Origin of the sequence: Chitinophaga rhizosphaerae (assembly GCF_003958645.1) — a bacterium.
Lineage (GTDB): Bacteria > Bacteroidota > Bacteroidia > Chitinophagales > Chitinophagaceae > Chitinophaga > Chitinophaga rhizosphaerae.
On sequence record NZ_RXLO01000002.1, the window covers coordinates 609313 to 632191 of the forward strand.

At 52.9% G+C, this 22879-nt stretch carries 16 protein-coding genes; 7 read left to right on the top strand and 9 right to left on the bottom strand.

Annotated elements, in window-relative coordinates; genetic code table 11:
* Positions 1–8: 8 nt before the first annotated feature.
* Together frr and EJ361_RS06185 are read right to left on the bottom strand one after the other, a co-directional pair.
* Complete coding sequence (frr, locus tag EJ361_RS06180; protein ID WP_126244481.1) at positions 9–572, bottom strand: ribosome recycling factor; 564 nt, start codon at positions 570–572, stop codon at positions 9–11.
* A 98-nt stretch (positions 573–670) separates the two neighbouring features.
* Positions 671–1837, bottom strand: coding sequence for a glycosyltransferase family 4 protein (locus EJ361_RS06185; RefSeq protein ID WP_126244482.1), 1167 nt, complete (start codon positions 1835–1837; stop codon positions 671–673).
* Between the two features lie 153 nt (positions 1838–1990).
* Between EJ361_RS06185 and EJ361_RS06190 the strand changes: the two genes are divergently transcribed.
* The gene (locus tag EJ361_RS06190; protein ID WP_126244483.1) at positions 1991–2827 is read left to right on the top strand and encodes a transketolase; all 837 of its coding nucleotides are present in this window, start codon (positions 1991–1993) and stop codon (positions 2825–2827) included.
* Positions 2828–2931: 104 nt separating this feature from the next.
* Here the strand turns inward: EJ361_RS06190 and EJ361_RS06195 are convergent, their stop codons facing one another.
* The gene (locus tag EJ361_RS06195; RefSeq protein WP_126244484.1) at positions 2932–4161 is read right to left on the bottom strand and encodes an FtsX-like permease family protein; all 1230 of its coding nucleotides are present in this window, start codon (positions 4159–4161) and stop codon (positions 2932–2934) included.
* A gap of 18 nt (positions 4162–4179) precedes the next feature.
* Positions 4180–4551, bottom strand: coding sequence for a 30S ribosome-binding factor RbfA (gene rbfA, locus EJ361_RS06200; protein WP_126244485.1), 372 nt, complete (start codon positions 4549–4551; stop codon positions 4180–4182).
* A 170-nt stretch (positions 4552–4721) separates the two neighbouring features.
* Between rbfA and EJ361_RS06205 the strand changes: the two genes are divergently transcribed.
* The gene (locus EJ361_RS06205) at positions 4722–6263 is read left to right on the top strand and encodes a glycosyltransferase (protein ID WP_164714108.1); all 1542 of its coding nucleotides are present in this window, start codon (positions 4722–4724) and stop codon (positions 6261–6263) included.
* A 600-nt stretch (positions 6264–6863) separates the two neighbouring features.
* On the opposite strand, the gene EJ361_RS25825 is transcribed toward EJ361_RS06205, so the two are convergent.
* On the bottom strand, positions 6864–7289 hold the full coding sequence (locus EJ361_RS25825; protein ID WP_240646555.1) for a TraR/DksA family transcriptional regulator: 426 nt from the start codon (positions 7287–7289) through the stop codon (positions 6864–6866).
* Here EJ361_RS25825 and EJ361_RS25830 point away from each other — a divergent pair.
* Positions 7273–7983: a hypothetical protein gene (locus EJ361_RS25830; protein ID WP_240646556.1), complete on the top strand. Its 711-nt coding sequence runs from the start codon at positions 7273–7275 to the stop codon at positions 7981–7983. The two genes, EJ361_RS25825 and EJ361_RS25830, sit on opposite strands and share 17 nt — an antisense overlap.
* Here the strand turns inward: EJ361_RS25830 and ileS are convergent.
* The gene (gene ileS / locus EJ361_RS06215; RefSeq protein WP_126244488.1) at positions 7963–11292 is read right to left on the bottom strand and encodes an isoleucine--tRNA ligase; all 3330 of its coding nucleotides are present in this window, start codon (positions 11290–11292) and stop codon (positions 7963–7965) included. The two genes, EJ361_RS25830 and ileS, sit on opposite strands and share 21 nt — an antisense overlap.
* 228 nt (positions 11293–11520) lie before the next feature.
* Here ileS and EJ361_RS06220 point away from each other — a divergent pair, with 228 nt between their 5' ends.
* Positions 11521–11988 carry a PepSY-like domain-containing protein gene (locus EJ361_RS06220; protein ID WP_126244489.1) on the top strand — a complete coding sequence of 156 codons (468 nt, stop codon included), beginning with the start codon at positions 11521–11523 and terminating at the stop codon, positions 11986–11988.
* A gap of 827 nt (positions 11989–12815) precedes the next feature.
* Here EJ361_RS06220 and EJ361_RS06225 read toward each other — a convergent pair.
* Positions 12816–13745: a helix-turn-helix domain-containing protein gene (locus EJ361_RS06225; RefSeq protein WP_126244490.1), complete on the bottom strand. Its 930-nt coding sequence runs from the start codon at positions 13743–13745 to the stop codon at positions 12816–12818.
* 117 nt (positions 13746–13862) lie between these two features.
* Here EJ361_RS06225 and EJ361_RS06230 point away from each other — a divergent pair, with 117 nt between their 5' ends.
* The 3 genes from EJ361_RS06230 to EJ361_RS06240 all read left to right on the top strand — a co-directional run bounded on the left by EJ361_RS06230 (position 13863) and on the right by EJ361_RS06240 (position 18336).
* Positions 13863–15527: a hypothetical protein gene (locus tag EJ361_RS06230; RefSeq protein ID WP_126244491.1), complete on the top strand. Its 1665-nt coding sequence runs from the start codon at positions 13863–13865 to the stop codon at positions 15525–15527.
* Between the two features lie 128 nt (positions 15528–15655).
* On the top strand, positions 15656–17635 hold the full coding sequence (gene gyrB, locus EJ361_RS06235) for a DNA topoisomerase (ATP-hydrolyzing) subunit B (protein WP_126244492.1): 1980 nt from the start codon (positions 15656–15658) through the stop codon (positions 17633–17635).
* A 179-nt stretch (positions 17636–17814) separates the two neighbouring features.
* Complete coding sequence (locus tag EJ361_RS06240) at positions 17815–18336, top strand: hypothetical protein (RefSeq protein WP_126244493.1); 522 nt, start codon at positions 17815–17817, stop codon at positions 18334–18336.
* Between the two features lie 227 nt (positions 18337–18563).
* Here EJ361_RS06240 and EJ361_RS06245 read toward each other — a convergent pair whose 3' ends face one another.
* Complete coding sequence (locus EJ361_RS06245) at positions 18564–19253, bottom strand: SIMPL domain-containing protein (RefSeq protein ID WP_164714109.1); 690 nt, start codon at positions 19251–19253, stop codon at positions 18564–18566.
* Between the two features lie 188 nt (positions 19254–19441).
* Positions 19442–22813: a transcription-repair coupling factor gene (gene mfd, locus EJ361_RS06250; RefSeq protein WP_126244495.1), complete on the bottom strand. Its 3372-nt coding sequence runs from the start codon at positions 22811–22813 to the stop codon at positions 19442–19444.
* Positions 22814–22879: the final 66 nt, after the last annotated feature.

The window sequence follows — 22879 nt, forward strand, 5'->3', positions numbered from 1 at the left end:
TATGGCGGTTAGATGGCCATGATTTCTTTGTCTTTCAGCGCGCAATGCTTGTCTACCAGCACGATGTGCTTGTCTGTCAACTCCTGAACACTGGCTTCCGCATCTTTGGCGGTGTCTTCGCTGAGACCGTCTTTCTGCAGTTTTTTGATGGCTTCGATAGCGTCGCGACGGATGTTGCGTACGGCAACTTTGGCGTGTTCGCCCTCTCCGTTCACTTTTTTCACCAGTTCTTTACGGCGTTCTTCGGTGAGCGGGGGGAGGAAGAGGCGGATGATCAAACCGTCGTTCTGCGGGTTAAGACCGATATTGGAAGCGATGATCGCTCTTTCGATGGCTTGCAGCATGTTTTTCTCCCAGGGTTGAACGGTGAGGGTGCGGGCATCCGCAACGGCTACGTTGGCAACCTGGTTAAGGGGGGTGGGTGCGCCGTAATAGTCTACCGTGATACCGTCGAGGATCACAGGATTGGCTTTACCGGCACGTATTCTCGTGAGCTCTGCTTCCAGGTGGGCAATTGCTTTCACCATGGAATCTTTCGCGTCGTCCAGGATTAAATTAAGTTCGTCTTGCATAAGAATATTTACTTAAAGTGCTTGCAAACCTACATGAAATCTTTTAATCGTCAAAGGGAAAGACGATGCGTTGGCAGTTGGCAAGCGGGGTGCGCCGGTTATTTGTCCTGCATGACGGATTCTGTGGGCACCCGCAAAATCTTGGATTTGGTGGTGGCGGGCGGCGGCTCTGCCGGCGCGGTTTCTACGGCTGCGAAGGCGATAGCGGCTGCGGCTTCCGAGGCGGCGATCTCTTTGCGGCGTTTCAGGTAGAAGAGGACGGAGGTGCCCCCCAATGCCAGGCTCCCGACGAGGAACAGCAGCACCGTGGTGCCCAGGCTTTGCAGGTTATATGCGAGGAGAATGAAACCGATGTTGGACACTACGGCGACGGCGGTAGCCTGGCGATGGTTCAGCCCCAGGGCCAGCATGTAGTGGTGGATGTGGTGACGGTCGGCCGTGAAAGGGCTGCGGCCGCGGGCCATACGGATGGTGAACACCCGGAGCGTGTCGAACAGGGGAATGATCAGTACGGCGAAAGCGATTGCCGGAACTGCCTGCAGGGGAACTGCGCTGGCGGGGTTGCCGGCCACATCGATGAATTTAACGATGAGCGTCGCGTTCACAAGGCCTACCAGCAGGGAGCCGGTGTCGCCCATGAAGATGCGCGCGGGAGAAACATTGTAGATGAGGAACGCGGCGAGGCCTGCAGCCAGGGAGAAACCCATCACGGCATACAGCATTTCGTGCGCGAAAAGGAAGTAAGCACCCAGCACTGCGGACACAACCAGCCCGATGCTGCCCGCCAACCCGTCGATCCCGTCGATCAGGTTAAAAGCGTTGATGACTACGATAAAAGTGAAATACGTAAGGAGGAGGCTGAAGTGGAAAGGAAGCTCGCCGATCCCGAGGAAGCCGTACATATTGGATATATGCAGGTTGCCCAGGTAAATGATGGCAAATGCAGCCACGAGCTGGCCTACCAGTTTCTTAACGGGAGACAGGCCGACCAGGTCGTCCTTCATGCCCACGAAAAAAATTACGAAGAAAGCGGCCAGCAAATATTGCAAGGGGAAATTCTCCTTGGCAGGTACACATACGGCAGATGCCAGTATGAAACCGGCAAAGAATCCCAGGCCACCTAATGTGGGGATTCGTACTTTATGCGATTTGCGCTCGTCCGGTTCGTCATATAGATGCTTCAGTTCTGCTACCCGGATCAACACCGGGATCGCAAAGTAGGTTATAACGAAACTCAGGATAGTTGCGATAATTACATTCTCCATACGGGGGGTTGTGGTGCAAAGATATTGAATTCAGCGAAATGTGTATCAAGAAATTTTGAGGCCCGACTTCCCCCCTTTTTTAAAAATTCAGATAATCACTGAAAAAGCGGGGAATTTCTTATTACTTTTGCGAAGCTAAAAACGCCAATTATCATGCCAGAACTGAAAGATATAGCCACACAGATCAGGCGGGACATCGTAAGGATGGTGCACGCCGTACAAAGCGGCCACCCCGGCGGTTCGCTCGGTTGCACCGACTTTTTCACGGCCCTGTACTTCAAGGTCATGGAACATCAGCCCGTGCCCTTCGAAATGGACGGCAAAAACCAGGACCTGTTTTTCCTCTCCAACGGTCACATTTCCCCCGTCTTCTACAGCGCCCTCGCCCGCTCCGGTTACTTCCCGGTGCCCGAACTGGCTACTTTCCGCAAGCTGGACAGCCGCCTCCAGGGCCACCCCACTACCCACGAACACCTCCCCGGTATCCGCGTAGCATCCGGCTCCCTCGGCCAGGGCCTCAGCGTTGCCTGCGGCGCCGCCCTCACCAAAAAACTGAACAACGATCATAAAGTCGTTTATTCACTCCATGGCGACGGCGAGCTCCAGGAAGGCCAAAACTGGGAAGCCATCATGTTCGCCGCGCACCACAAAATCGATAACCTCATCGCCACCGTTGACTATAACGGCCAGCAGATCGACGGCCCCACCGATAAAGTAATGAGCCTCGGCGACCTCGAAGCCAAATTCCACGCCTTCGGCTGGAGAGTCCTCTCCATGAACGGCAACGATATGGACGATGTGGTAGCTACCCTTCAGAAAGCGAAAAGCCTCACCGGCAAAGCACAACCCATCGTGATCCTCATGACCACCGTAATGGGCGCCGGCGTAGACTTTATGATGGGCTCGCACGAATGGCACGGCATCGCTCCCAACGACGAGCAGCTGGCCAAGGCACTCGACCAGTTGCCCGAAACCCTCGGCGACTACTAATAGTTTTTTACCATCTGTAAAATAGGAAAGCGTACCTCCGGGTACGCTTTTTTTATGGGCTTGCGTTGGCGCAAAATCGTATACAAGTACGGTAAAGTGACAGGTCAGGTCGCTTTCAACGAGATTACCTGCCGCGCCGCGCGGTGCGCCGGGTACCAGCTCGCCAGCGTTCCGATCACCAGGATCGTAACCGCCACCAGCAGGAAATCGTTCCCGTGCATTTCAACCGGATAGGCATCGATGAGAAAAGTTCCGCCGCCAAGCTTCACCAGGCCGAAGTATTGCTGCATCAGGCAAATGATAATGGCGAGCCCGAACCCGACTACCGTCCCCGAACCCGCGATCATCAGCCCTTCGGCCAGGAATATCCTGCGGATGGTGGCGGTCCTGGCGCCCATGGCTTTAAGGATCGTGATATCTTTCTGCTTTTCTATCACCAGCATAGACAGCGAACCGATCATGTTGAACGCGGCGATGACGAGGATGAAACTGAGGAACACATACGTCAGCCATTTTTCCACCATCATTACATTATATATGGTGGCGTGCTGCTCCATACGGGTCTGGATCTGCACCCCGTCGCCCAGGAGCGCCTGCAGCGCGCGTTTGACCTTCCGCTCACCCGCACCCGGCGCCATGGCTACTTCAATGGCCGAAACTTCGCCCGGCTGCATATCGAGCATCCGGCGGAGGAAACCGACGTCCACCAACACGTATTTACTATCGAATTCCTGTTGTATCGCGAAAGAGCCTGCGGGGTACGCGGTCCCGGAAACCACCGACTGGTCGGGCATCAGCGGGTTGAACGCGGCATCGTCGCGCCGCGGCATGTAAACGGTGATGGGCACACGGCTTTTCTCCACATCGAGCCCGAGCGATATTTCCACACCAAGGCCCAATACGGCCTGCGGCCCCGTTTCATCTTTCAGGCTGTATTCGCCGCTCACCAGTTTGTCCTGCACATGCGCCACTTTGGTGAAATCATCGTCCACTCCTTTTATTACCGCGATGGTTTGTTTGGTACCATTGCGTACGACCGCTTTTTCTTCGACAGTAGACGAAATGCTTGCCACACCGGGCACGGCGGCGATCTGCTTCAGCTGGTCTGCCGTGAGCACGAAGGTTTTGCCGCTGTCGGGAACGATGCGGAAGTCGGGATAGAAAGATGAGTACAATGATTTGACCAGCCCCGTGAAGCCGTTGAACACGCTGAGAACGGTGATGAGCGCGGCGGTGCCGACGGCGATAGCGCCCACGCTCACCCAGGCGATGATATTGATCGCCGTGGTGGATTTTCGGGCGCGGAAATATCGTGCAGCGAATTGCCAGATCATGCGAAAAGATGGGCGGGATTAGGGTTTTGACTTTTTATCGTCTTCGTTGATCTTTTTGAACAACTCTTCCATTTTGAAAACATGATCGAGCGTATCGTCCAGGAAGAAAGTCAGTTCCGGGACGCGGCGCAATTGCTTTGCGACGCGGTTGCCCAGATCGCGGCGGATCTCGCCCATGCGCTCGTTCATCCGCGCCAGCATTTCAACCGGCGCTTTGATCTGGAACATGCTCAGGTAGATGCGCGCTTCCAGCAAATCCGGCGTCATCTTGACAGAAGAAATGGAGATCATGCCGCCTTCCGTCACGTTGAAGCCCATGCGATTGAAAATATCGCTGAGCTCTTCCTGCACCAGCTGTCCTACCTGCTTTTGTCTTTTAGTTTCTTGCATATATACACCGTTTAAGCTGAACCATCCATGCTCCTAAAGCGTGAAGTAACGTAAAATTAGCCTTTTTTGGCGGTTCCCGCGCCATGCATGGCGCCATTATGGTATCATTTTTGGGGCAAGAGGCTGCCAAAAGGCACTGTAATTGTTCACAAAAACTATTATTGACGCCTATGATTTCCGTAGTTATTCCCGTGCTCAACGAGGGCGCAACGATCAGACAGGTCATCAAGACCATCAAAAAAACATCCCGACCTATCGACATTATCGTAGTTGACGACAACTCCACCGATAATACCGTAGACGAAGCCCTGAAGGAACGGGTGCGCGTCATCACCAGCAGCCAGCGCGGGAAAGGGATTTCCATGCGGGAAGGCATGATGGCCGCGAAACATGATATCATCATGTATGTGGACGGCGACATTCTCACATATCCGGACGCACTGGTGGAAATGCTGACCGACGCAATCGTGAACAACGAAGCCGATTTCACCAAATCATATTTCGAACGGCAGGCAGGCCGTGTAACGCAGCTTGTGGCCAAACCACTGCTGAGTATTCTTTTCCCCGAGCTTGCGCATTTCAACCAGCCGCTCAGCGGTATGATCGCCGCGCGGAAAGACATGTTGCAGCAGGTTCATTTCGAGAACGACTACGGCGTAGACATCGGGTTGCTGATAGACATGTACCTCATGGGCGCGCGCATCCGCGAAGTGAATATCGGCCGGCTCGAGAATGCGATGCAGACCTGGGAACAGCTGAGTAAAATGAGCCGCGAAGTGAGCCGCACCATCCTGAAAAAAGCGGAAAGCATTCCCCAGCAAAACCTCGAAACGCTGGGCAACATCAACATCATCCGCGAGCAGATGGAATATTCGATCCTCGAATCCATCGACAAGCTGCAGAAGATGGTGATCTTCAATCTCGACGAAACGATCTTCCGCGAAAACTACCTGTATTCCGCTGCAGTGGCCTTTGAACAGGAGGAGTCGCTCGTGCAGGTGCTGCAACATTATACCGATCCGTTATCGGTGCTCACGCGCAGCGCTGCGCTTTTCAAGGGCAGGAACCTGGCGGAACTGCTGGAGGTGGCGGATAGTATTCCCGTGACGCCTGACATCCGTCATGTCATTCGTGAACTGAAACGGCGCGGGTACATCTGCGGCCTGATCACGGACGGGTTCGAATGTGTGGCCAACCACATGAAAAACAAGCTGGGCGCCGATTTCGCGTTTGCCAACAGGTTGCACCTCGTGCATAGCGTGGCTACCGGCGAGATAACGGTGCCCGATTATTTCATCTCCGGAAGGAACGGAAGTGCGCAGTATTGCAAGAGCAATATCCTGCGATATATTTCCGACAAATACCATATCCAGTCGCAGAACATTATTTACGTCGGCAACGGCGAAACCGATGGCGAACTGTTGCAGGACGCGGGCATTGGTGTGGCGTACCATCCACAACATGTAGAAACCGCGACGATGGCCGATAAGGTGATCGAAGACAATTGCATGGCGCCGTTGCTGGACATTGCGCAGGCGAGCCCCGACAAGGTGAAGAAGCGTTGGCCGACGAAGAGCCAGGCGTTGAACATTGGATTGGGAGGTTTGGCGGCGCTGGCGGCGGCAGGATTGGTGTACCTGGCTGCAAGGCAGGTGGGAAAAGCGTTTCGGCGGAAGGAAGATTGCGATGGGAAGGCATTGAAACCTGCATAGCAATAAACAAAAGGTATATAATCCACGAGCTCCTCCATTCATTCGGAGGAGCTTTTTTTTATCCTCCGATTTTCGGAGATATTCTCTTCCCACACTGAGATTTCCTCGCCCTTTTTCTCAGGTTATGGTTTCGCTGATCATTAGTTTCGTGTTGTTGATTTTGATGACGCTTATCATCATAACATGGGATTATTTTATCAGGGGGGGCCGTGATCTCGCGGCCCCGGCCCCCTTGCAGTTTCTTCATTCGATCCATAAATTGGCCCGGCACAATTCCCGATTCTTATTGTGTTGGGTGGTAACAGAAGTATGAACGGGGGCTATTCTTCCGGGTGGCCCATCCATTTGTAAACTGGATAGCCATTAACGTGTATGCAATAACGTTATATATCCGGATACAATTTCGAAACTGCAATCCGCTGCTGTTGCATTTTCGCCCGGCAGGGAAAAATTTTACGATTTGCGGCTTGCATTGATGGGGGTAATAAACAGGGTGATGGGCGATGGTATTGATGAAGTAGGGTGAATGCGGCCATGAGGCAGGGGCAAACAAAAAGGCCATCCAGAACGGACGGCCTTCCATTATTTTTTGCTTGACGGTTATTTGCTTTTGGCGAGTTTCGCTTCGATGCTGAGGGTCGCGTGCGGAACTGCTTTCAGGCGAGCTTTTTCGATGAGCTTGCCGGTTTCGCGGCAGATGCCGTAAGTTTTGTTTTCGATACGCACGAGGGCTTTCTCGAGGTGGTCGATGAACTGGATCTGGCGGCTTGCCATTTGGTTGAGCTGCTCGCGTTCCTGGGAACCGGAGCCGTCTTCCATGCTCATGTATTTGTTTTCGGTATCATCGGTGCCTGCTTCATCCTTACGGGTGATCAGGCCCTGGAGGAACACCAGTTCTTTTTTGGCGGCTTCCAGTTTTTTGAGGATGATTTCCTTGAACTCCTGCAATTCGGGATCGCTATAACGATATATCGGACCTGTGGGCGCTTCGGGCTGATCGAGCACGGATTTGGTGAATTCCGGCACGTATGTCACCGCTTTGGCGGAGGAAGAACGGCTGCTTCCGGCGGAGCGGGATGTCGTTTTTCCAGCAGGTTTCTCAGCAACCCGTTTCGCAGGTTCTTCTGCTTTGGCCTTCTTAACCGGCTCTTTTTCTGATTTTTCCTGTTTGCTCTTTGCCATTATATCTACTTTTTCTACGGGTTTAGCAATAATCGGCCCAGTCTGCGCAACCGGGGTTTTGGCCGCCGGTGCTTTCTTGGTTTTGGGTGCAGGTACCGGCACCGCTTTTACGGTTACGGCCTTCACTGATTTTTTAACGGGAGCTTTCGCCACAACCGCGGGCTTTTTGGCAACAGGAGCAGGCTTAACCGCCGTCTTCTTCACCGGAGCCGCAGCTTTCCTGGCAACAGCAGCTGGCTTTTTAGCCGGCACTGCTTTCTTGGAAGAGGTTGCTTTTGAAGTAGTTACCTTCACAGCCGGTTTCTTCGCGGCAGCTTTCTTCGGAGCGGGTTTCACAACTTTCGCCGCGGGTTTCTTCGCCGCCGCCTTCTTCGGCGCAGCAGCCGGCTTCTTTTTGGCAGGCGCCGCTTTGGCTGCAGCCTTCTTAGGTGCCGCCGCTTTCTTCGCTACCGCTTTCTTCGCAGGAGCCGCCTTCTTGATAGTCTTACCAGCAACCTTCTTCTTTGTTGCCATGGGATTAGCTTTTTTTGTTAACTAATACGTTGAATTTAAATTCGTTAACTTCTACCTCCGTACCTTCCTGTAATTGCGGCACTATTTCCAAGCTATCTGCCAAAATTTCCGTGCAAATATAGTCATTAAAGTTCATTAACGCCGATTTCAGGGACGGAACGTCCGGTACTTTGACACTGATACGGTCAGTTAACTCAAAACCACTGTCCTTCCGTATCTTCTGAATGCGGTTCACCAGCTCTCTCGCATTGCCCTCGTCCATTAATTCAGGTGAAATGGTGATATCCAGGGCCACGGTTAACATACCTTTATTCGCTACTGTCCAGCCTGGAATATCTTCGGAAATGATGTCAACATCCGTCAAACCGATCGGAATGTGCTCATTATCAATACTCAAGCCAAATTCTCCGGACTTCTCCAGCGAGGCAATGTCGTGTTGCGTCATTTCACCGATCGCACCCGCCACCGCCTTCATCCTGGCACCCATCCGGGTACCGAGGGATTTGAAGTTCGGCTTAATCTTTTTCTTGATAAACCCTTCCGTTTCCGTAAGATACTCAATAGTTTTTACATTCACTTCACTTTTTATCAAGTGCTCCACCAGCGCGATCTGGTCTTTCATATGGGCGTCCGTAACCGGTATCAGGATCTTCTGCAAAGGCTGCCGGACCTTGATATTGGTCTTCTTACGAAGGCTGAGCGCCAGCGAGGAAATATCCTGCGCCAACTGCATCCTTTCCTCCAGCTCCGCATCTACCGCCGTTTCGTCTACCGCAGGGAAATCGGACAGATGCACCGATGCTTCCGGACGTAAACCACTGACACTGTTCAGGTTACGATACATCCAGTCGGAGAAGAACGGAGAAACCGGCGCCATGAGCTGCGACACCTTCTCGAGGCATTCGTACAGCGTCTGGAACGCACAAATCTTGTCGTGCTCATACTCCCCTTTCCAGAACCGGCGGCGGCAAAGCCTTACGTACCAGTTGCTCAGGTGCTCGTCCACGAATTCCTGCACGGCGCGGCCCGCCTGCGTGGGCTCGAAATCGTCGAGGCTGTCCGTCACCCGCTTCACGAGCGAATTCAACACCGAAATGATCCATCGGTCGATTTCCGGACGGTCTGCCAGCGGGATGTATTGCTCCTGGAAGCGGAAACCGTCCAGGTTCGCGTACATCGCAAAGAAGTTATAGGTATTGTACAGGGTGCCATACAGTTTGCGCTGTACTTCCTTGATACCCTCCACATTGAATTTCATGTTATCCCAGGGCGATGCGTTGGTAATCATGTACCAACGGGTGGCATCTGCGCCATATTGATCGATCGTCTGGAACGGGTCCACCACGTTGCCAAGGCGCTTGCTCATCTTGTTGCCGTCTTTATCCAGCACCAGGCCATTGGAAACCACGGTCTTATAAGCCACACTGTCAAACAGCATCACACCCAGCGTATGCAGGGTATAGAACCAACCCCGCGTCTGGTCCACGCCTTCGGCGATGAAATCCGCCGGGAAAGCGAGCCCTTTATCTATATTATCCCTGTTCTCGAAAGGGTAATGCCATTGCGCGTACGGCATGGCGCCGGAATCGAACCACACGTCTACCAGGTCCGGCTCGCGGTACATGGGCTTGCCTGTGGGGCTTACCAGCACGATGTCGTCCACATAAGGCTTATGCAGATCGAGGATACCGTCGTGCAGGTATTGCTTGTTCACATCTCCGCCCAGTACTTCATTGGCTTTGCGGATCCCTTCGTTCAGTTCGGCGATAGACCCGATGCAGATTTCCTCGGTCCCGTCTTCCGAACGCCAGATCGGCAGTGGCGTGCCCCAGTAGCGGCTGCGGCTGAGGTTCCAGTCCACCATGTTCTCCAGCCATTGGCCGAAGCGGCCGGTGCCGGTGGCCGCCGGTTTCCACTTGATGGTCTTGTTCAACTCCACCATCCGGTCTTTCATGGCGGTGGTGCGGATGAACCAGGCATCCAGCGGGTAGTAGAGGACGGGTTTGTCCGTTCTCCAGCAATGGGGATAGGTGTGTTCGTATTTTTCTACGCGGAAGGCGCGGTTTTCTTTCTTCAGTTTTACGGCGATATCTACGTCTACGTCCTTATAATCGGCTTCGTTGATGTAGTTTTTCACGTAACGGCCGGAGAATTCGCCGACGTTATCGGTGAATTTGCCCTGGCGGTCTACCAGCGTGAGGATGCCGATGCCGTATTTTTTACCGACGCGATTGTCGTCTGCCCCAAACGCGGGCGCGGTATGCACGATACCGGTACCGTCTTCGGTGGTTACGAAATCGCCCAGCAGCACGCGGAAGGGGTCGCCCTCTTCAGGTTGCGCGAAAGGCAGCAGTTGCTCGTAGCGGATGTTTTCGAGCTGGCGGCCTTTGAAGTCGGCGATGACCTGCCAGGGGATGATTTTGTCTTCCGGTTTCCAGGCGGCGAGGTCGCCGTTCAATCCTTCGGCTTTGAAATATTTGCCGGCGAGGTCTTTGGCCACTACCACATTGATGGGGAGGTGGGTATAGGGGTTGAAGGATTTAATGAGTTGATAGTCGATGTTTTCGCCGACCGTGAGCCCGAGGTTGGACGGGAGGGTCCAGGGCGTGGTGGTCCAGGCGAGGAAAAACACTTCTTCTCCGTTGCCAGCGGCGTCGAAGAGGAATTGTGATTTTTCGGAGGGCAGGGCTTTGAACATGGCCACTACCGTGGTATCTTTTACATCTTTATAGGTGCCGGGCATGTTCAGTTCCGCGGAGCTGAGGCCGGTGCCGGCTGCGGGGGAATACGGCTGGATGGAGACGCTTTTATAGAGCAGTCCTTTTTTATAGAGTTGCTGGAGGCACCACCATAAGGTTTCGATATAATCGTTCTCGAAGGTGATGTAAGGGTGTTGCAAATCAACCCAGTATCCCATTTTTCGGGTGAGCTCTTCCCAGACGTCTTTATATTTAAGTACTTCCTTGCGGCAGGTTTCGTTATATTCTTCGATGGAGATTTTTTTCCCGATGTCTACCTTCGTGATGCCCAGCATTTTTTCGACGCCGAGCTCTACCGGGAGGCCATGGGTGTCCCAACCGCTTTTGCGTTTCACCTGGTAGCCTTTCATGGTTTTGTAGCGGCAAACGAGGTCTTTGAGGGATCGGGAAATCACGTGGTGGATACCAGGGAGGCCGTTGGCGCTCGGGGGGCCTTCATAAAAAACGAAAGGGATGGCGCCGTCGCGGTTGGAGACGCTTTTTTCGAAGATCTGGTGCTGCTCCCATTCCTTCCGGATTTCCTGTTCTATTTGCGGTAAATTCAGCTGGTTATATTCCTGATATTTGCTGGCCATATTCAATACCCCACCTGGTTGTTAATGAATGGATTTTAAAATTCTGCGAAGTTACGAAAATAGGCGGAGGATTCCCTGTGGGCCTGCCGTTCATAAAAAATAAAGGGATTTTGAAAAAAATGACGGCGAAATTGGGTAATTTACAATAAACTGTACTTACTTTGCGTTTTTGGCAAGGTTTTGGTACTGAAAGAGAAGACCGTATAACAGAGAAAAACCATATCTTTTATGAAAAGAGTAACGTTACTTCTTTGCGCTGCTATCTTCACTTCCAGCATAGCGTTTTCGCAACAGAAATCCACCAAAAAATCCAAGACCACAGCTAAGAAAGTAGAGGCTCCTGCGCCCGTAAAAGCGGCATTCGAGCAAAATGCCCAATATGCAGGCACTACGAACGCGGCCTGGGTAAAAACAGCCGGCGGTAACTGGATCGCATCCTTTAGCAGGGACAGCGTGAAGACCGCAGTAGAGTACAATGCAGAAGGAGCCTGGGTGGCTACCCGCAGCGAATACCTGAACGGAGCTGTGCCCGAAACAGTTTTGGGAACTTTGAAGAACAAATATCCGTCCGCCGTTGTTAAAGAAGGGTGGAAAATCGAAAGAGCGGATGTTGCCTCTTATTACAAAGTAAGCATCGAAGAAAATGGTGCTGCCAAAACAGTACTGATGAACGATGCTGGCACTATTGTTGATTAGTACTACTTACAACACATAATTAAGTATTTCATAGGTATAGGGATAAATAGGACAGACCCTGCTCTTTTGGGCGGGGTTTTTCTTTTCCTGCAAATGGAAGTATGCTTCCGCTCACAAATAAGCCTGTAAAGGGATTGAGGGCAGACGCTACGTGGCTCATTCGTCAAATCACGTTAAAAGTCGCCGGCGTTCAACGGAAGAATATTCCCGCCGAATTATATAATCCTTCCGACAAAATTGCCTGCAAGAAAAAATGCGTATTCCAGGTGGATGTAATTTCCGGTTGATGAAAAAATTCCAACGAACAAACCTGCAAATGAGTTGGCGCTGTCATGACGTAATGTTTCTTCCCCGCTGATATGTCAGTACCTTAAGTTATAAGTCACGGATGTTAATCGGATTAACTTTTTCAACAAGCAGTGAATCCCTCCGACCCATAAAATATCATAAAATCAGCCATCTACACCAAACCCACATCCAACAAACAACCGTAGACAAATTCCACGGTGGTCGATAAAATTCTACGGTTGCTCCACAACAGGCTAAAAAAGAAAAAAGCCGCTACAGAAAAGTAACGGCTTTATGCAAATTACGGTGGAAAAACTTACGGATGGCGGCCCCCAGCTCTTTGTCGTGAGTGGTGTTTGATCAGGGCGCCGCTTTAATGGCATTACTAACCGCAAGCCTTCCCGATTTAGGTCAAATCTGATAAGGAAGCTTATGAGGTAACCGGATCGATATCCAGTAACGTGTTACAAAGATGCATCGATCTTCGTCAAACGAAATATCGGATCGGGAAAAGAAATGATCGTACCGGGAAAAACGGGTTAGCGAAGTAATAACTCACAGGGTTTCAGGCCTGTATGCTTCTTGAAAGCGGTAGAGAAATGTGAAATGCAGGAATACCCCATCATCATGGCCACTTCCGAAACGGACATCCCTTTTTCATAGAGGAGACCGCGGGCCTTTTCCATTCTTTCCTTCTGGAAATAATCGTAGATGGTGGTGCCGTACATGGCTTTGAAGCCTTTTTTGAGGTAACATTCGTTCATCGCCACCTTGCGCGCCAGTTCGCGTATGGTAATGGGCGCATCCAGTTGCTCCAGGAGGATGGTGCGCGCCTTTTCGATCTTGGAGCGGTCTTCCATCTGCGTCAGGAAGCGGCAGCCGTAACGCTCTTCAGTATCGTTCTGTATGAACTGGTCGGAACTGAAGAGCAGCAGCTCCAGGGATTTGCTCTGCAGGAAGATGTTTTTCAACACCCCTTCATAATTATGATGTACCATCTGCTCCAGCACGTTTTTCGACTTCGTGCAGGGCTGGATGGTTTTCATGAAAGGCTTGCGCGATTGCAGCTCGAACAGCGTACTGTTCGTATTGCTCTTCTGTAAAGACTGGATGAACCCGGGATGGAAACGCACCGTGATCAAATCGATCGAAGGCAGTTTATCGCTCGCGCAATCTGCCGCTTTATGCCCTTCCGCACAAACCCGGTCGTTACAGTTCGGCCGCTGGCAATACTTGTTCCCCGCCACGCAGTACCGCAGTTCGATAGCCGCGCTCTTCCCGCGCTTGGCGGGCTGGTACACCACCATCGCCACATCTTCCACAGGAAGCGGACGATCGTATACATACCGTTGCAAGGTGTAATCAAGACAATCAGGAACGGCGACCGATTCGGACACCGCCAGCTCCAGCTGGTCACTCATGGCCGGCTGCGCCATCGCCAATTGTAATATTTCCTGTATTTCTTTCATATGAAGCCGGACAAAAGTAACGAATGATTGTTATTATCGCATCAGGCTGACAAAGTCCTTACAATTCACAGACCTTACCGGGGGAATTGGTATAACTTTAGCAACAGTAGATTACGCATGAAGAAATCCTGGAAAATCATTCTATTCGTGGCTGGCGCCCTGGCCATAGCCCTGCTCGCCGGCGGATGGTACCTCGGCACGTACTGGAAAAAGCTGCTCGATGCGGAATTGCGGAGATATGTGACCGAAGGGTCGGACAGCCTCTATACCCTCGCCTATGGCAAGATCCACCTGAATTTGCTCACCGGCAGCGTAGCCATCGACCATGTGGCGCTCCTCCCCGATTCCGCCGTTTATGATCGGCTCGTACACGAACAGCGCGCCCCGGAAGTGCTGTACAACGCCAAACTGGGGCGGGTACAGGTGACGGGACTGAAAATCTGGCGGTATTTCCTGCATAAAGAGGTGGATGCCAGATCGTTCCGGCTCCGCGACCCCGAACTGACCATCGTGCACGACATGCGCAGCAACGATACCACGCCCCGGAAGAGCTTTTACGCATCCGTTTCGCGCTCCATCCGGAATTTCCGCATCGGGGAGATCGAATTAGCCAATACCAGCCTGCAATTCACGCAAATCCGGGAAGACAGCAGCCGAAAGATCACGAAGCTCGGAAACCTCGACGTGGTACTACGAAATCTCGCCATCGACTCCATCAGCGAAAATGACCTGACGCGCGTGCTGTATGCGCAGGATTTTACCGTGGGGCTCCGGAAATGGGAGTACCGGACGGCCGACAGCCTTTACTGGATGCGGCTTTCCAATATTTCCTTCAACGCCGTGGCCAAACAGTTGACTGTGGCCAGTTTCCAGCTGGATCCCCGGTACAGTACATCCGAATTCGACAAACGGATCGGTACGCAAAAGGATCGTTTTCAACTGACTTTCAACAATATAACAGCTGACGGCGTACTGCTCCGCCACATCCTGCAGCAGGAGGCGGTTATCCGGAAAGCGAGTATCGACGGCGGGGAGCTGCATGTTTACCGCAACCGGGGGCTGCCCATGCCGCCGGGCGATCTGCTCGGCAAGTTCCCCAACCAGCTGCTCATGAAGCTGGAGCTGCCTTTGCGGATCGATACGCTTACGGCGCAGGGCGTGCAGGTGAGTTATTCGGAGGTGAACCCGGGCAACGGGCAAACCGGCGTGGTGGAGTTTCATCAGGCCGGGGGCACGTTCCGAAACATCACGAACGTGGATTCCCTGGTGCAGAAAAATCCCCACGCCACGGTAGACCTTCACGCCATTCTCATGCGGACCGGCAAGCTGAAGGCGCATTTCGATTTCGCGCTGGGGAACGATGCCGGCGCTTTTGCCGTGAGCGGGAAGCTGAACGATATGGACGGCAGGGAGATGAACGCGGCTACCCGGCCGCTGGGAGAGGTGTCTATCCGCTCCGCCAAAATCCGGGAACTGGAATGGCACATCCGGGGTAACGAGCGTTCGGCCGCAGGCACGCTGACCATGCAATACGACGATCTGAAGATCGATTTCCTGAAAGATATCGTGGCAAAAGGCAAAAAACGGAAAAAAGGACTGGTGAGCCTCATCGCGAACCTGATGGTGATCCAGAACGAAAACCCTTCGCCCGGACAGCCTTTGCGGACTGCCAAACCCAAATTCACGAGAGATCCGCAAAAATCGTTCTTCAACCTCGTCTGGAAGACCATCTTCACCGGTATCAAGGAAACGGTGCTGACCGATTTGGCGGCCGGGTTGTAGGACTGCAGTTTCCACCGAGTATCCACACCCCTCAAATTAGCCTTGTTTTTCATGGAAATTAGCCTGATTTTCCGTATTTTTGCTGGATATTCAACGGATTTGTTCAAAAAAGATTTTCAGCTAAAAATATGAGTGAAGAACTAGTGCAAGCACCGCCTGCCTCCAGCAATTACGGCGCCGATAATATCCAGGTACTGGAAGGGCTGGAAGCCGTGCGTAAACGCCCCGCCATGTATATTGGCGACATCGGTGTCAAAGGTTTACACCATCTTGTTTATGAGGTGGTAGACAACTCCATCGACGAGGCCCTGGCCGGATATTGCAAGAACATTGAAGTAACCATTTGTGAAGACAATTCCATCCGCGTAAAGGACGACGGCCGTGGCATCCCCACGGGCATGCACCAGAAAGAACAGCGTTCTGCGCTGGAAGTGGTGATGACCGTACTGCACGCCGGTGGTAAATTCGATAAAAACACCTACAAGGTGTCTGGCGGCCTGCACGGCGTGGGCGTATCCTGCGTGAACGCATTGAGCGACCCCCTGCGCGTAACCGTTCACCGCGAAGGCAAGATTTTCGAGCAGGAATACAGAATGGGCGTCCCCCAGTTCTCCGTGCGCGAGATCGGCCAGAGCGATATCACCGGTACGATCGTACATTTCAAACCGGACGCCACCATTTTCACCGAAACCGTTTACAATCGCGAAACCCTCGCCGGCCGCCTGCGCGAACTGGCGTTCCTGAACCGCGGCATCCGCATCACCCTTAGCGACGAGCGGGAGAAAGACGACAACGGCAACAATTTCAGCGAAACCTTCTACAGCGAAGGCGGTATCATCGAATTCGTGGAACTGATCGACAAGAACGGCCGCCGCAACCCGCTGCTGCCCAACCCGATCTATATCGAAACTCATGACGCCAACGCCAATGTGGCGGTGGAAGTAGCGATGCTCTACAACGATTCGTTCAACGAGCATATCTTCTCCTACGTTAATAATATCAATACCATCGAAGGCGGCACCCACGTAGCCGGCTTCCGCAGGGCCATCACCCGCGTGTTCAAATCGTACGGCGATAAAAACAAGCTGTTCGAGAAATCGAAGGTGGAGGTGACGGGAGACGACTTCCGCGAAGGGCTGTCCTGCATCGTGAGCGTGAAAGTTCCCGAGCCGCAGTTCGAAGGGCAGACCAAAACCAAGCTCGGCAACTCCGACGTTATGGGCATCGTGGACTCCGCGGTGGCCAACGTACTGGACGCTTACCTGGAAGAACATCCCAAGGAAGCCAAGCAGATCATCAACAAGGTGGTGCTGGCCGCCCAGGCCCGCGAAGCCGCCCGGAAAGCCCGCCAGATGGTACAGCGCAAGAGCGTGATGACCGGCAGCGGCCTCCCCGGCAAACTGGCAGACTGCTCCGACAATGATCCCAATAAATGCGAGCTCTTCCTCGTCGAAGGGGACTCGGCGGGTGGTACGGCCAAACAGGGCCGTAACCGTAACTTCCAGGCCATCCTGCCGCTGCGCGGTAAGATCCTGAACGTGGAAAAAGCCCTCGAGCACAAAATCTACGAGAACGAAGAGATCAAAAATATCTTTACGGCGCTCGGCGTGACCATCGGTACGCCCGACGACGATAAAGCCCTCAACCTCAGCAAGCTCCGTTATCACAAGCTGATCATCATGACGGATGCCGACGTGGACGGAAGCCACATCGCCACCCTCATCCTAACTTTCGTATTCCGTTACATGCGCGAAATGGTGGAACAAGGGTATGTATACCTCGCTCAACCCCCGCTGTACCTCGTGAAGAAAGGCAAGGAATTCCAGTATGCCTGGAACGAAGATCAGCGCAAGGCGGCCGTTACGCGGCTGGCCGGCGGCGGAAAGGAAGACAGCGTAACCATCCAGCGATATAAAGGTCTGGGTGAGATGAATGCCGAGCAGCTGTGGGATACGACGATGGACCCGGACGTCCGTACGCTGAAACAGGTGACGATCGACAACCTCCCGGAGGCCGACCGCATCTTTACCATGCTCATGGGCGACGAGGTCCCCCCGCGCCGCGAATTCATCGAATCGCACGCCAAATACGCAAAAATCGACGCGTAACCCGCTCGGTAATAATATCTTGCGAATAGCGGCCGTTCCAACTCAAAGGGAACGGCCGCTTCGTTTTTCCCCAACTTTCCCACCAATGCAAATTTTTATTTATAATTAATTTTGATAATGTGTTTTAACGGTGTATATTGCATCCGCTAGCATCACCTGTACCAAAGAAACGTATACCTATGAAAATCGCAAGCACGCTGCCGGCCCTTGGCATTGCGGTGGCTCTTTGCCTCACCGCCTGCAAGAAAAAAGATATTTTCGAGGACAACCGCAGCCAGGGCACCATGTCGATGAAACTCGACGGGCAGGAGCTCACCGTTTCCAAACAACTCACCGGCAGCCTGTACGATACGGCCAACGATGTGATGAGCCATCTCATCGTGAGCGGTATGACGGGAGACAACCAGCTGCTGACCGTCAACGTCGCGTTTCCCAACAAACAACTGAAAACCGGGACCTACGAACTGAACACGTTCCGATACAATACCATCGGCTGGATGCAGCGCCTCAGCGAAGGTATCGGCTATTCAGCCGTGGACCTCGAGTACGGCGCCAGCGCCACCATCAAGATCGAATCCATCAGCGAATCCAAAGCGAAGGGCACGTTTAGCGGCGTGTTGGTCCATGATGTGGACGAAACCAAAAAGAAAGTGGTTTCCGAAGGCAGATTCGAGGTTTCGCTCATCAGATACACGAAGTAATTTTCTGAAAAACCATCGCAACATACGTGTCCTATTTATCCCAACTTACCTGACTTCGGCAAGAGGCCGTTAGTAGCAAAATAGACTGAAAAGACAGTTAAAAACGACAGTAGAATGTAGACCGCGTCATACGTCATCGGGCGTCAGTGACCAAACCATCAAGACATGAAAAGGGCTCCCGGTGACGACCAGGAGCCCTTCTTCTTTTGCGTTGTTTTAGTTTCGCGTTATTTGATTCCCCATACGGCACGCACTTCCGCACGGATCTTGATGGTTTTGAAATCGATGTTGGAATCGGGCGCACCGCCTGCAGCGTCGTAAGCAGCGGCTTTGCGGACCATCATATTCGCCATTTCAGGACGAACGTCGCTGTACTGATCGGTGTTGAACTCCTGGATTTCGATCACACCGGCGAGGTTTTCACCGATAGCGGCTACCAGGTATTCAGCTTTTGCCTTGGCGGCTTTCAGCGCTTCGATCTTCACCTGTTTGCGGTATTCTTCCATTTTGCTGCTGCTGAAAGAAGCTACGTTCGCGCTTTCGATACCTTCTTCATCCACAGCGGCGAGGATGCCGTTGATTTTGTCGAGGCGGGTCAATTTCAGGCGATACTGTTTGCGGGCCATGAAATCGGGCGCATCTTTCTTCTTTTTCCACCACTGGTCGTAGTTATATCCGAATACATTGGCGATGGTGAAATCACCTTTCGCGATACCGGCGGCTTCCACGGCTTTCTGGAGTTTTTGTTCCAGTTCTGTGATGGAAACCTTCTGCGTTTTGTTCTTCATGTATTCGCGCAGGGTGATGTTGAAATAGATCTCGTCGGGCGTGATCTCGATTTCGGCGCTGCCGTTCACTTCGATCTTTTTTACCGGGGGCTTGTTGTCGGTAGTTTGTGCAAAGGAAGTTGCTGTCATAACAAGGGCCATTAAAAGTACGGTTAATCTTTTCATTGCTTTCAGTTTTAAATTCACCAGCAGGATGCGGGGCATGGATGTGTTTCCATATGCTTGTGCCGGCTTTAACTTTTCTTTAAGTTTTAGTCAGGTAAAATGATTTTGTGTGCCGGTGTAACGTATAAAACAAAGATATGTTACAAAAGTTCTTAATTCCGCGCGTCGGTCATTTTGCGGAGGAAGTCGTGCAGCTTGGTCATGGAGTCTATCCTGTCTACGATGAGCATGAAATTCTTGCCCACCTGCTTCAGGCGTGCGTTGTTGGTGCGCGTCTGGATGTAGTGCAGGATATGCTGGAACGTGGGTGATTCGAAGTAGGGGCTGTCCGGGTTATTGATGAAATAACAGCGAAGGGTTTCTTCTTTGAGGATCATTTTCTCGAAGCCCAGCGCAATGGCCATCCAACGGCAGCGGATGGTGGTATACAGATCGTGTACGGGTTCCGGCGCGGGCCCGAAGCGGTCTTCCAGCCCGGCGGCGAATTCCTGTAGTTTGGACTCCTGCGTAATATTGTCGAGCTCCTGGTAGAGGTTCAGTCTTTCCTGGATGCTTTCGATATATGTATCGGGGATGAGGATTTCGAGGTCGGTATCGATGGTAGTATCGGAAACGTAATCTTTCTTTTCTTCCAGCTGGTCCTTGAACAGGTCTTTGAAATCGGTTTGCTTGAGCTCCCTGATAGCTTCGTCGAGGATTTTCTGGTACATATCGAACCCGATCTCTGCGATGAAACCGCTTTGTTCGCCGCCCAGGAGGTTCCCGGCACCGCGGATATCGAGGTCGCGCATGGCGATCTGGAAGCCGGAGCCCAGTTCGCTGTGCTGCTCCAGCGTCTGGAGGCGTTTGCGGCTGTCTGTCGGCAGCGTGCTCATCGGCGGCGCCATCAGGTAACAGAACGCTTTCTTGTTGCTTCTGCCCACACGGCCGCGCAGCTGATGCAGATCGCTCAGGCCGAAGTGATGGGCGTTGTTGATGATAATGGTATTGGCGTTGGAAATGTCCACCCCGCTTTCCACGATATTGGTACAAACCAGTACGTCGTACTTGCGGTCGATGAAATCGAGGATCACTTCTTCCAGCTTATGCCCTTCCATCTGCCCGTGCGCCGTGGCGATGCTCAGGTCCGGACACAGCTCCTGGATGAGGCCCGCCATTTCGCGCAGCCCGTTCACCCGGTTGTGGATGAAATACACCTGGCCACCGCGCTCCGTTTCATAATAAATGGCATCACGGATCTGCTCCTTGTCGAACACGAGCACTTCCGTTTCGATGGGCTGCCGGTTGGGCGGCGGGGTATTGATGATGGAAAGGTCGCGGGCGCCCATGAGCGAGAACTGCAACGTTCTCGGGATAGGCGTGGCCGTTAGCGTGAGCGTGTCCACGTTCACCTTCATCGTTTTCAGCTTTTCCTTCGCCGTCACGCCGAATTTCTGTTCTTCGTCCACGATCATGACGCCGAGGTCCTTGAACTTCACTTCCTTGCCGAGCAGCGAATGCGTTCCGATGATGATGTCTACCTTTCCTTCCTCCAGTTTTTTCAGCGTTTCTTTCTTCTCTTTGGCGGATTTGAAACGGTTGATGTAATCCACCGTGCAGGGGAAATCCTTCAACCGCTCGGAGAACGTTTTCCAATGCTGGAACGCGAGGATGGTGGTGGGCACGAGCACGGCGGCCTGTTTGCCGTCTACCACGGTTTTGAATGCGGCGCGCACGGCTACTTCGGTTTTGCCGAAGCCCACGTCTCCGCAAACGAGGCGGTCCATTGGCGAAGGGGATTCCATATCGCGTTTCACGTCGGCCGTGGCTTTGGACTGGTCTGGCGTATCCTCGTAAATGAACGAGGCTTCCAGTTCTGTTTGCAGATAGGTGTCTGGCGTGTGCTGGAACCCTTGCTGCGCCTTGCGGGCGGCGTAGAGCTTGATGAGGTCTTTGGCGATGTCTTTTACTTCGGTCTTCGCCTTTTCCTTCAGTTTCTCCCACGCGTCGCTGCCGAGTTTATTGACTTTGGGCGTAACGCCTTCCTTGCCGGTGTATTTGCTGATCTTGTGCAGTGAGTTGATGTTCACGTACAGCAGATCGTTGTTTTTGTAGATGATGCGGATCGCTTCCTGCATCTTTCCGCCTACTTCGATCTTCTGCAAGCCGGAATATACGCCCACGCCGTGATCGATATGGGTCACGAAATCGCCGGACTGCAGTTCCTGCAAAGTTTTCAGCGTGATGGCCCTGTTTTTATTGTAGGCCTGCTTCACTTTGTATTTATGGAAACGCTGGAAGATCTGATGGTCCGTATAGCAAACGATTTTCAGTCCCGCATCCACGAACCCTGCGCTGATGGGCACCGGGATGGGATAGAAGAGAAAATCGGCTTTGAGGTCTTCGAAAATGCTGCGGAGCCTTTCGAGCTGCCGCGGGTTTTCCGCGAAGATGAACAGTGCGGTTTTGGCCGCGTTCTGGGCGGAAAGGTCTTTGATGAGGAGATCGAACTGGCGGTTGAAAACGGGCTGTTCCATCGTTTTGAACGCGATCTCCTGTACGCCGGCCGGTACTTTCTCGAAATTAAAATGCGCCCCGAACACCACGCAATGGCGTTGCAGCAGGTCATTCATGAGCACATCCGCTTTCGAGAAATCAGCTTCATACAGCTGGATAGCTTCATCGTCGCTCACGTCTGTGGCGCGGCCGGACTGCAGCCAGTCGTCGAGCCGCTGCTCCATCTGGTCCAGCACGCCCTGCACGTATGCGGGATCTTTGATCCAGACGGTGGTGTTTTCCGGGAGGAACTCGGTGAGCGACATTTTCTGGTGCGTGGTGGCCCGGGTGTCCATATTGGCGATGAGGGTCACCTGCATGAGCTTGCGCTCGGAAAGCTGGGATTCGGGGTCGAACAGGCGGATGGAGTCTACTTCGTCTCCGAAGAGTTCCATGCGGTAGGGTTTGTCGTTCCCGAAGGAATATATGTCCAGGATGCCGCCGCGAACGGCGTATTGCCCGGGTTCGTACACGAAATCGGTGCTTTCGAAGCCCCATTCCACGAGTTTGGCGAGCAGGTCGTCGACCTTGAGGTTCTCGCCGACCTTGACAGACACCATGTTGGTGTTGTAAGACGTGTTGCCGGCTACCTTTTCGAAGATGGCTTCGGGGTAGGTCACGAGCACTTTCTTGTGGGGCTGGGGCCCGGTGAGCTTCATGAGGGCTTCCGTCCGCAGCATGCTGTGGCTGCTGTTGAAGTCGGAAAAGACGCCGGTTTTCTTGAATGAATCGGGGAAGTAGAAGATGTCCAGCGCCTGGGAAAGATGTTCCAGGTCGTTATGGAAATAAGCGGCTTCTTCCTTGTCGTTCAGGATGATGAGGTGATTGGCGTCTGAGCTGTTGCGGTGGACTACCGCCACGAAGGCGGCGGCGCTGCCGGTGAGGCCCGTAAGGTGAAAATAGCGGGGCGCGGGCATGAGGGTCCCGTCCGCCAGTGATTTCAGGCGGGGATCCCGTTCAAACAATTGTAATACTCCCTGCAAATTCATGAAGGATGCAAAGATAAGGCATTTTCAAGTTTTCCGCTTCCCTTGGGTCAGGGATATGGCCGGGCT